This window comes from Hyphomonas sp. (genome assembly GCF_040882205.1).
In the GTDB taxonomy this organism is placed as follows: Bacteria; Pseudomonadota; Alphaproteobacteria; order Caulobacterales; family Hyphomonadaceae; genus Hyphomonas.
In genome coordinates this window covers 22,142-32,191 of record NZ_JBBEBT010000132.1, presented here as the reverse complement: position 1 = coordinate 32,191, position 10,050 = coordinate 22,142, and the positions used below count along the sequence as shown (strand labels likewise).

10 protein-coding genes and 1 tRNA gene are annotated in these 10,050 nt (G+C 63.5%); 6 read left to right on the top strand and 5 right to left on the bottom strand.

The window, feature by feature from the left end:
- Together WEA77_RS05335 and purB are read right to left on the bottom strand one after the other, a co-directional pair.
- Positions 1 to 710, bottom strand: a 710-nt coding sequence (locus tag WEA77_RS05335) for a dipeptidase (RefSeq protein ID WP_368066833.1), incomplete at its 3' end; no start/stop codon positions are given.
- 69 nt (positions 711 to 779) lie between these two features.
- Positions 780 to 2,078 carry an adenylosuccinate lyase gene (gene purB / locus WEA77_RS05330; RefSeq protein WP_368066832.1) on the bottom strand — a complete coding sequence of 433 codons (1,299 nt, stop codon included), beginning with the start codon at positions 2,076 to 2,078 and terminating at the stop codon, positions 780 to 782.
- Positions 2,079 to 2,218: 140 nt separating this feature from the next.
- Here purB and recJ point away from each other — a divergent pair, with 140 nt between their 5' ends.
- The 5 genes from recJ to WEA77_RS05305 all read left to right on the top strand — a co-directional run bounded on the left by recJ (position 2,219) and on the right by WEA77_RS05305 (position 5,761).
- On the top strand, positions 2,219 to 4,015 hold the full coding sequence (gene recJ / locus WEA77_RS05325; RefSeq protein ID WP_368066831.1) for a single-stranded-DNA-specific exonuclease RecJ: 1,797 nt from the start codon (positions 2,219 to 2,221) through the stop codon (positions 4,013 to 4,015).
- A 78-nt stretch (positions 4,016 to 4,093) separates the two neighbouring features.
- Positions 4,094 to 4,168, top strand: a tRNA-Glu gene (locus tag WEA77_RS05320).
- Between the two features lie 123 nt (positions 4,169 to 4,291).
- On the top strand, positions 4,292 to 4,819 hold the full coding sequence (locus WEA77_RS05315; RefSeq protein WP_368066830.1) for a cold-shock protein: 528 nt from the start codon (positions 4,292 to 4,294) through the stop codon (positions 4,817 to 4,819).
- 74 nt (positions 4,820 to 4,893) lie between these two features.
- A complete protein-coding gene (locus WEA77_RS05310) occupies positions 4,894 to 5,337 on the top strand; it encodes a DUF192 domain-containing protein (RefSeq protein WP_368066829.1) in 444 nt (147 codons plus the stop codon).
- Positions 5,330 to 5,761: a PaaI family thioesterase gene (locus WEA77_RS05305; RefSeq protein WP_368066828.1), complete on the top strand. Its 432-nt coding sequence runs from the start codon at positions 5,330 to 5,332 to the stop codon at positions 5,759 to 5,761. The genes WEA77_RS05310 and WEA77_RS05305 overlap by 8 nt, the downstream gene beginning before the upstream one ends.
- 2 nt (positions 5,762 to 5,763) lie before the next feature.
- Here WEA77_RS05305 and WEA77_RS05300 read toward each other — a convergent pair whose 3' ends face one another.
- The 3 genes from WEA77_RS05300 to groES form a co-directional block, all read right to left on the bottom strand.
- Positions 5,764 to 7,368, bottom strand: a complete 1,605-nt coding sequence (locus tag WEA77_RS05300; RefSeq protein ID WP_368066827.1) for an acyl-CoA synthetase — start codon at positions 7,366 to 7,368, stop codon at positions 5,764 to 5,766.
- 150 nt (positions 7,369 to 7,518) lie between these two features.
- A complete protein-coding gene (groL, locus tag WEA77_RS05295; RefSeq protein ID WP_368066826.1) occupies positions 7,519 to 9,162 on the bottom strand; it encodes a chaperonin GroEL in 1,644 nt (547 codons plus the stop codon).
- Between the two features lie 51 nt (positions 9,163 to 9,213).
- Complete coding sequence (gene groES, locus WEA77_RS05290) at positions 9,214 to 9,504, bottom strand: co-chaperone GroES (RefSeq protein WP_291046498.1); 291 nt, start codon at positions 9,502 to 9,504, stop codon at positions 9,214 to 9,216.
- 302 nt (positions 9,505 to 9,806) lie between these two features.
- Between groES and WEA77_RS05285 the strand changes: the two genes are divergently transcribed.
- On the top strand, positions 9,807 to 10,050 hold a 244-nt coding region (locus tag WEA77_RS05285; protein WP_368066824.1), incomplete at its 3' end, for a Usg family protein.

Below are 10,050 nucleotides of genomic sequence, written 5' to 3'. Positions count from 1 at the left end.
GCGATCATGTCCCGCACGGTGTCATCGGAGGCATGTGAGCCGTCGAGGATCAGACCCAGTCGGTTGGCCTCGCGGACAAGCTCTTCGCCCAGCGGGCTAAGTCCGCCGAACAGTGGTGTCACGTCTGTGGCACTGTCCGCATACTGATTGTTGCGGAAGTGAACCGGCGCCACCATCCGGAGCCCACCGACATAGAACGCTTCGATCAGTGAGACATCCTCGCCAAGCGGATAGGCGTTCTCCATGCTCTGGAATACGATTTTCTTGCCTGCCGCAAAGATGCGGTCTGCATCGTTCGCCGTGAAGGCCAGCTCCACATCATCCGAATACTTCGCCGCCAGTTCCCGGATCGCGGCCTGGCGCATCAGCGCAATCGTGCGCGCAGCGACATAGGACATCTCGTCCAGCTGCCCCTGGGCCGTGAATATTACCCAAAAGCCGCCATCCAGGCCGCCTTCGTTCATGCGGGGCAGGTCGACATGCGTGCCGTCCACGTCGAAATCGCCGCGCTTCGAGAAGGCATACTCGGCCGTATGGAAATAGGCCGGCGTATCAAGATGGCTGTCGAGAACCATGAAGTTCTGATGCAGCGTCTCGGCGTCTGATGGCGCCGGTGCTTCTGGCGCCGCCGCGATAGTCGCCGCCGGTACCGGCTGCGTCGCACAGGCGGCGAGGAAAGCTGCAGGCAGCGCGAAGAGAATGCGTTTCATGTTGAGCCCTGTATTATCTGTCGGTTAGTTCATTCTGGCGCGCGCGGGGCGCAGGTCAACTCCGGCGCCTCAGCTCTTGCCGAACACGCGCTCGAAAATCGTGTCGGCGTGCTTAAAATGGTATTCCAGATCAAACAGCGCATCGATCTGCTCGGGCTTCAAGCGCGCGGTCACGTCAGGGTCCGCCTTCAGCAGGAGGGCCAGATCGCCTTCCTTCTTCCAGGTGCGCATCGCATTGCGCTGGACAAGGCGATAGGCGTCTTCGCGGCTGGCGCCGCTTTCGACCAGTGCCAGCAGGATGCGCTGCGAATTGTGCAGGCCGCCCATGCTGTTGATCGTGCGCAGCATGTTCTCCGGATAGACGACAAGGTTCTCGACCACGCCGCCAAGGCGGTGCAGCGCGAAATCGAGGTGGATCGTCGCGTCTGGCCCGATGCCGCGCTCGACGGAAGAGTGCGAGATGTCGCGTTCATGCCACAGCGCAACATTTTCCAGCGCCGGCGTCACAGCGGAGCGCACAAGCCGCGCAAGTCCCGTCAGGTTTTCCGTCAGCACCGGATTGCGCTTGTGCGGCATCGCCGATGAACCCTTCTGGCCCGGCGAAAAATACTCCTCGGCCTCCAGCACTTCGGTCCGTTGCAAATGGCGGATCTCCGTCGCGAGGCGCTCCACCGATGAGGCAATCACGCCGAGTACCGCGAAATACATCGCGTGACGGTCACGCGGGATTACCTGTGTCGAGACCGGCTCGATGCGCAGGCCTAGTTTCCCCGCCACATGCGCTTCAACGCGCGGGTCAATATTCGCAAACGTCCCGACTGCGCCTGAAATCGCGCAGGTCGCCACCTCGTCGCGCGCGATCAGCAGCCGCGCCCGCGCGCGCTGGAACTCGGCATGGAAGCCCGCGAGTTTCACGCCGAACGTGGTCGGCTCGGCATGAATGCCATGGCTGCGGCCGATGGTCGGCGTATGCTTGAACTCATAAGCGCGCTTTTTCAGCGCTGCCAGCACATGGTCGATCCCGCCCAGCATCAGGTCCGCCGCGCGCACCATCTGCACATTGAGGCAGGTGTCGAGAACATCGGATGAGGTCATGCCAAGGTGCAGGAAGCGCGCCTCATCGCCCACATGCTCCGCCACATTGGTCAGGAAGGCGATCACGTCATGCTTCACTTCGCGTTCGATCTCGTCGATCCGGTCCACCTCGAAGGCAGCCCGCTCGCGTACGGCCTTAGAAATACCCTTCGGGATCGTGCCCATCTCTTCCATCGCTTCGGCGGCGAGGGTTTCGATCTCCAGCCAGATTCCGAACCGGCTCTCCGGGGTCCAGATAGCGGCCATCTCCGGGCGCGTATAGCGAGGGATCATCGGGGCATCTCCATTGCGTTGCGCCAGCCAATAAGGGCTTCGGCCCGGTTGCGCCAGCCTTTCAGGGGCCCGGTCGCATAGCCATTCTGTTTGCGGCCAGGGCAGTGTAAGTTATCGCTTGATTCGAAACGGCCCCGCCCATGATGCAGCCCGCCAGAAAAGCCACGAGCCCCCCGCCTGAAACCGCCGCCCTGTCGGCCGGCGGGCGGCGCTGGCGGCTGCACCAGGCAGACCCGCGCAAGGTCCAGTCTCTGCTGCCCGCCGTCGGGGGCTCGGACCTGCTGGCCCGCCTGCTCGAAGCGCGCGGCTTGGAGGCCGCAGAGGCGGCCAGCTATCTCGCCCCCACGCTGCGGGAGTTATTCCCCGACCCTTCCAGCTTTGCCGACATGGACAAGGCCGCCGGTATCGTCCTCGGTTCCATACTCGATGGCCGGAAAGTCGTGGTGTTCGCGGACTATGACGTGGACGGCGGCACTTCCTCCGCCACGCTGGCGCGCTACTTCCGCGCCTGGGGCCGCGACCTCGGCCTCTACGTGCCGGACCGTCTCGAAGAAGGCTACGGCCCGTCGCCGGAAGCCTTCCGCTACCTGAAAGCCCAGGGCGCCGAGCTCGTTATCACCGTCGACTGCGGCGCCGCTGCCATCCGCTCGCTCGACGAAGCCGACACCATCGGCCTGCCCATCGTGGTGATCGACCATCACCTGATGTCCGGCGGCGTGCCGAAAACGGCCGCGCTGGTGAATCCCAACCGCCCCGATTGCAATTCGGGGCAGGGTCACCTCGCTGCCGCCGGTGTCGTCTTCGTCTTCGTCGCTGCCATCAACCGCCTCGCCCGCGAGCGCGGTATCGCGCCGCCCGCCGGCTTGCCCGACATCATGCCGCTGCTCGACCTCTGCGCCCTCGGCACGCTGTGCGACATGGCCCCGCTGCACGGCGTCAACCGCGCCTTTGTCCGCCAGGGCCTCGCCATGATGGCCCGCGACCAGAACGCAGGCCTGCGAGCGCTGGCGGATGTATCGGGCATCGGCAAGATCGAAACCGTCTATCACGCAACCTTCCTGCTTGGCCCGCGCCTTAACGCAGGCGGCCGCGTCGGTGATCCATGGCTCGCCGCCAAGCTCCTCGCCACTGATGACCGCGCCGAAGCCATCGAACTCGCCGAACGCCTCCACGGCCTGAACGAGGAGCGCAAGGCGCTCGAAGCCGCCATCCTCGATGCGGCCACAGCGCAGGCCGAACGCGCGCTCGCGGAGAACCCCGCGCGCGGCGTCATCATCGCCGCCGGTGAAGGCTGGCACCCCGGCGTCATCGGCATCGTCGCCGGCCGCCTGAAAGATCGCTTCCATTTGCCCAGCATCGTCATCGGCTGGGGTGACGGCCTGGGCCCCGTTGCCAAGGGCTCGGGCCGCTCGGTCAAGGGCGTCAACCTCGGCGCCGCCATTTCCGAAGCTGCCCGGCAAGGTGTCATCCTCTCCGGCGGCGGCCATGCCATGGCCGGCGGCCTCAGCCTCGAGCCGCACCAACTCGCCGCCTTCGATGCCTGGATGCTGGACCATATGGACGCCTTCGCCGCAGAGCGCGACGCCGCGCTCGACATGGACATCGACGCTGTCGTCGCCCCCGGCGCCGCCACGCCGCAACTTGTCGCCGCCATCGCTTCGCTTGGCCCCTTCGGCGTGGGCGCGCCGGAGCCGGTCTTCATGCTGCGGGACGTGCATGTCACGGGTGTGCGCCGGGTCGGCACGCAGCATCTCCGGTTCACTGCGGAGGATGCCTCCGGGCGACTCGAATGCATCTGCTGGCGCGCTGAAGGCACGCCCATCGGCGACGCCTTGCGCCAGGGCGGCCGGATCAGCCTGGTGGGCCGCCTTAAGACCGATAACTGGAATGGCCGCGACCGCGTCCAGCTTGAAACCCTTGATGTGACACGGCTTTAGGACAAACTGCCTCGAATGCTGCGAAGCGGCTTGCCCTGCATAGAATCAGCCGCTATATGCGCCCTCTCCAACCCGCGCGGTCCCTTCGTCTATCGGTTAGGACGTCAGGTTTTCAACCTGAAAAGAGGGGTTCGACTCCCCTAGGGACTGCCAGGTTTCCCGCCCTCATTTTGCCGCATCTGCCTCGCAATGAGAGCCCGGTTCGTTCCGGCTTGTGAACATCGCGTGACAAGCGCGAATTCGCGCACTAGTTTTCGTGTCGGGGGAATAGGCTTGATGTCGAACAGCGTAGCCAGAAACGAATCCGATCCGCCCGTTGCCGAACCGGTTGTCCGTTTAATCGGGCACGTCAAATGGTTCGACAGCGCCAAGGGATATGGCTTCATCGTCGCGGAATCGACGTCCGACGCGTCGCTGACCGGCGACGTTATGCTCCACATCTCCTGCCTGCGCGACTATGGCGAAACCTTCGCGGATGAAGGCGCCAAGATCGTCTGTGACGCTGTCCACCGCCCGCGCGGCTGGCAGACCGCCCATATCATCGAGATGGAACGCCCGAGGGCGTCGGTTGCCCGCGCGCGCGGCGAGCGCCCGGACTATGAGGAAGTCACCCTGAAATGGTTCAACCGCGCCCGGGGCTATGGCTTCGTCCGGCGCGCGGGTGAGGAAATCGACATTTTCGTGCATGCGGTGGCGCTGCGCAAATCAGGCTATGAGGACGTCGAGCCCGGCACGCTTATCGAAGTGGTCATTGAGACCGGCGCCAAGGGCGACCACGTCCTTTCGGTGCGGCCCAAACGCTGAACCCGCTGCTAAACAGCGTCCGGCGCTTGCCGCATTCGATTCCGGCCATTAATCCTCCCCTCATGATACGTTTCGTGCTCGCCTCTTTCGCCGCGCTGGCCTTCCTGGCCCAGTCCGCCTTCGCCCAGCTCACGGTCTCCCCGCTGACGATCAGGACGGGTGAGGCATCGCATGCCTTCACCGTGGAAATCGCCGACACCGCCGAAGAAATCCGCGACGGCCTGATGTTCCGCGAAAGCCTCGCGCCGGAAGCCGGCATGCTGTTCGATTTCGGCGAGGTGCGCCCCGCCAGCATGTGGATGAAGAACACCCTGATCCCGCTCGACATGCTGTTCATGGACACCGAGGGGCAGGTCATCGCCATCGCCCGCAATGCCGTTCCCGGATCCCTGCGCTCGCTGGGTCCCGGTGTGCCCGTCCGCGCCGTGCTCGAAATCCGGGGTGGCCGCGCCAAGGAACTCGGCATCACGCCGGGAGACACGGTCGAGCATCCGATCTTCCAGCCATCGCGTGGCTGACGCGGCCAGCGAACACCGCACGCCCCGGCCTGGCTTTGCCACCTCGCCGTCGCGCGGCAGGTTCACCATCCATAATGGGCCCAGCTACCGCGCCACCGCGCAAGGCGACATCCGTACCGGTCTCTGGGTGCTCGACCGTCACTGCAACGGCATGGGCTTCATGCATGGGGGCATGGTCTCTGCCTTTGCCGACAGCGCGCTCGCCTGGGCTGTCTGGTCGGCCACGGCCAAGATGTCCGTGACCATCAAACTGACCATCGAGTTCATGGAAATTGCCCGGGAAGGCGAGTGGATCGAAGCCCACCCGGCCGTCACTTTCATCGATGGCGAATTCGTACACGTCACCGCCCCAATTCTGAAGGAAGACGGTGCCATGGCAGCCCGCGCCGACGCCGTGTTCCGCACGGTGCGCCGCAAGAGCTGAGGCTAAAGCCCCAGTTCTTTCAGCGCGAAAGTCATGATCGACTTGTAGTCCGCCTTGCCATTTGACGCGCGGCCCAGATCGTCCTTGAACAGGATGCGCTTGGGCGCCTTATAGCGCGCCAGTTTCGATTGCACGAAGGCGCGCAGTTCGGCCTCGGACACCGCCGCGTCCAGCGACACCACCGCCGTCACGGCCTGTCCCCACTTGTCGTCCGGCACACCGACCACCAGCGCGTCGCGCACGGCGGAATGTGTCTTCAGCGCTTCCTCGACCTCTTCGGGATAGACCTTCTCGCCGGCGGTATTGATGCAGTTCGATCCGCGGCCCAGCAGCGTGATCGTGCCATCCGCTTCCACCGTGCACCAGTCGCCTGGAATGGCGTAGCGCATGGCGCCGATGGTCCGGTAGGTTCTGGCGGTCTTCTCGGGGTCCTTGTAATAGCCCAGCGGCACAGCGCCGCCGCGCGCAATATAGCCGGGCTCGCCGCTGCCGGGCGCCACTTCGCGGTCGTCCTCCGTGAACACCTTGCAGGAGGGGCCGATCTCGAACTTCGAGGTCTGCGTCCCGCCCTCCGCCGTCGTGATTGAGGAGCCGAACCCGACCGCCTCCGAGGCGCCGAAGCTGTCCGTCAGAGCCGTTTGTGGAATATGCTTCAGCAGTCCCTGCTTGACCTCAGCGCTCCACATCACGCCGGACGAGACGATGTTCAGTACACTGCTCAAATTCCAGCGGCCGGGTGAACCCTCGAGCGCCTGCAGCATCGGCTTGGCGAACGCATCGCCGACAATAGCCATCGACGTCACCCCAATGGCGCTGACCGTGTCCCAGAGATTGACGGGGCTGAACTTCACCTTCTCCGACAGGGTCACCACTGCGCCGCCGTTCAGCATCGCGCCCATCGCCGTGAACCAGCCCGTGCCGTGCATAAGCGGGCAGGCGGGCAGCTGGCGCGAATGCTTGCCGACGGTCACCGCATTCCGGACATGCTCGTCCATCGTCTCGGGCACCGGCAGGCCCATCTTGCGCACGCCCTCCATGCTGGCTTCGCGCCAGATACTGTGCGTCCACATCACGCCCTTTGGCAGGCCTGTCGTGCCGCCGGTATAGAGCAGGAACATCTCGTCGCCGGATCGCTTTCCGGCCATCGGGCCCGGGTCGCCCTGCGTGGCGAGGGCTTCGTAGTCCTGCGCAAAGGGCGCCGCTGCGCCGCCGCCGATCTGCACCCAGGCTGCTACGCGCGGCAGGCGCAGGCGCACTCGCTCGACTTCGCTCATGAATTCCGCATCGAAGAACACGACTGCCGAGTCCGAATTGTCGATGATGTAGACCAGCTCATCATCCAGGTAGCGGTAGTTGACGTTGACCGGCGACAGGCTCGCTTTGAAGCAGGCGGCCATCGCCTCCATGTATTCGGGCTGGTTGCGCATGTAGAAGCCGGCCTTGTCGCCGGACTTGATGCCGAGGCTTCGCAGCGCCCGCGCAACGCGGTTGGTACGGGCGGTGAACTCGGGCCAGTAGGTCTTGCGGCTCCCATGCGCCAGCGCGAGGTCATCGGGCCCCAGCGCGGCGCCAACAGCGTCCAGCATGTCACCAAAGTTCCAGTCCATGCGCTCTCTCCCTGTCGCCATCCGGGCGTATTCCCGTTCGGTGTGACCGTATGAGCGCGGCCGGGTAGGGGCAATCCATGCCCTAACGCAAACGGCCCCCCGGATCGCTCCGGAGGGCCGTCTGTTTGTGTCGCCGCAAAGAGGCGGGCCTTAGAAGTCCATGCCGCCCATGCCGCCCATGCCGCCGGGCATTCCGCCGCCGCCGCCGGACTCTTTCTTCGGAGCCTCGGCAATGCCGGCTTCCGTCGTGATCAGCAGGCTGGCAACCGAAGCGGCGTTCTGGAGGGCCGAACGGACCACCTTCACCGGGTCGATGACGCCCATGGCGACGAGGTCGCCATATTCTTCGGTTTGGGCATTGAAGCCGAAAGAGCGGCCTTTGTTCTGGAGGATCGTGTTGACGACCACCGAACCTTCAACACCGGCGTTCTCGGCGATCTGGCGCAGCGGGGCTTCGAGAGCCTTGCGCACGATGTCGATACCGGCCTTCTCGTCATCGTTGAGACCGACCACGTCGATGTTCTTGGAGGCGCGCAGCAGAGCCACGCCGCCGCCCGGAACGATGCCTTCTTCGACAGCCGCGCGGGTCGCGTTGAGCGCGTCATCGACGCGGTCTTTCTTCTCTTTCACTTCGATCTCGGTGGCGCCGCCAACCTTGATCACGGCAACGCCGCCAGCAAGTTTCGCGAGACGCTCCTGCAGCTTCTCCTTGTCATAATCGGAAGTCGTGTCTTCGATCTGCTTGCGGATCTGGCCGACGCGGGCTTCGATTTCTTTCTTCTTGCCGCCGCCGTCGACGATTGTCGTGTTGTCTTTGTCGATGGTGATACGCTTGGCTTTGCCGAGCATTTCCATGCCGACGTTTTCAAGCTTGATGCCGAGGTCTTCGGAGATGACCTGGCCGCCCGTCAGGACAGCGATGTCCTGCAGCATGGCCTTGCGGCGGTCGCCGAAGCCCGGGGCTTTTACGGCCGCAATGCGCAGGCCGCCGCGCAGCTTGTTGACGACGAGAGTTGCGAGGGCTTCGCCGTCCACGTCTTCAGCAATGATGATCAGCGGCTTTTGCGACTGGACCACGGCTTCGAGAATCGGCAGCAATGGCTGCAGGCTCGACAGCTTGGACTCGTGCAGCAGGATCAGCGGGTCTTCGAGTTCGACCATCATCTTGTCGGCGTTGGTGATGAAGTACGGGCTGATATAGCCACGGTCGAACTGCATACCCTCGACAACCTCGAGTTCGGTCTCAGCCGACTTGGCTTCTTCAACCGTGATGACGCCTTCGTTGCCGACTTTCGCCATCGCCTGGGCGATCATCTCGCCGATTTCGCGCTGGCCGTTGGCCGAGATCGTGCCAACCTGGGCGATCTCTTCGTTGGTTTTTACCTTTTTGGCGTGGTGGGCGAGATCGGCGACCACTTCGGTCACTGCCTTGTCGATGCCGCGCTTCAGGTCCATCGGGTTCATGCCCGCAGCGACGCGCTTCATGCCTTCGCGGACGATGGCCTGGGCGAGAACGGTTGCGGTCGTGGTGCCGTCGCCGGCGGTGTCGTTCGCCTTCGAGGCCACTTCGCGCAGCATCTGTGCGCCCATGTTCTCGAGACGATCTTCGAGTTCGATTTCTTTGGCGACGGTAACGCCGTCTTTAGTCGTGCGCGGGGCGCCGAACGATTTCTCAATCACCACGTTGCGGCCTTTCGGGCCGAGCGTGACTTTCACGGCGTTGGCAAGGATGTCGACGCCGCGGAGCATTTTCTCGCGGGCGTCAGATCCGAAAACAACTATCTTAGCTGCCATTGTGAGTTACCTCTTGATTTGGTTGGAGAAGGAAAAAGGGACGGCGAGAAATTACTTCTCGAGGACGCCCATGATGTCGCTTTCCTTCATGATCAGCAGCTCTTCGCCGTCGATCGTGACTTCGGTGCCGGACCATTTGCCAAACAGCACGCGGTCCTTCGGTTTAACGTCCATCGGGACGATTTCATTGTCGTCGCCGCGGGCACCCTTGCCGACAGCCACCACGATGCCCTCCTGGGGCTTCTCTTTCGCGGTGTCGGGGATGATGATCCCGCCCTTGGACTTTTCTTCTTCCTTGACGCGGCGCACGACAACGCGGTCATGCAGGGGACGAAGTTTCATTCTGACTGCCTCTTCGATCATAACTAACCTCGGGTCTTTGGGTTGGAGTCTGGTCGCCAGCAGTAGGGAGGGCGCCCACGTTTAGCACTCACCCGAGTGGACTGCTAACGATTGCCCGGAGATAGTCAGTTGGCGCCGCCGCGTCAACTGTCTGACGGTGAAGATTTTTGAAAATCAGACGGGTCTGGCAGAACTTCATGGGAATGCTTATAACACATTGAAAATAATGCCTATTCTGAAAATCTTCATAGTCACAGGTCTTATCCTGGCTTCGTCGGCCTGGACAGGAAAGGCAGACCTGCATGACGATTGACCGCAATTTCCTCACCCGGATCCGAGGGACAGGGCTTATCACGACGGAAGATCTCTACGGCATGCCCGGCCACCGGAAGCGCCTGCAGAGCTTCGCCTGGCAGACGGTCGATCCCGCGCCGGCCTTTAGGCGCCTGCAGGCTTTCCTGCGCCATGGGCGCCGCGAAATCGAGGCTATCATCCCCTCGGTGGACGCCGCGCATTCGGACTGGGTGCATTCGGACTGGGCGCATT

Coding starts and splice junctions, on each gene's coding strand:
- purB (WP_368066832.1), bottom strand. CDS start 2,078: ATGATCCCTCGCTATACGCGCCCGGAGATGGCCGCTATCTGGACCCCG.
- recJ (WP_368066831.1), top strand. CDS start 2,219: ATGATGCAGCCCGCCAGAAAAGCCACGAGCCCCCCGCCTGAAACCGCC.
- WEA77_RS05315 (WP_368066830.1), top strand. CDS start 4,292: ATGTCGAACAGCGTAGCCAGAAACGAATCCGATCCGCCCGTTGCCGAA.
- WEA77_RS05300 (WP_368066827.1), bottom strand. CDS start 7,368: ATGGACTGGAACTTTGGTGACATGCTGGACGCTGTTGGCGCCGCGCTG.
- groL (WP_368066826.1), bottom strand. CDS start 9,162: ATGGCAGCTAAGATAGTTGTTTTCGGATCTGACGCCCGCGAGAAAATG.
- groES (WP_291046498.1), bottom strand. CDS start 9,504: ATGAAACTTCGTCCCCTGCATGACCGCGTTGTCGTGCGCCGCGTCAAG.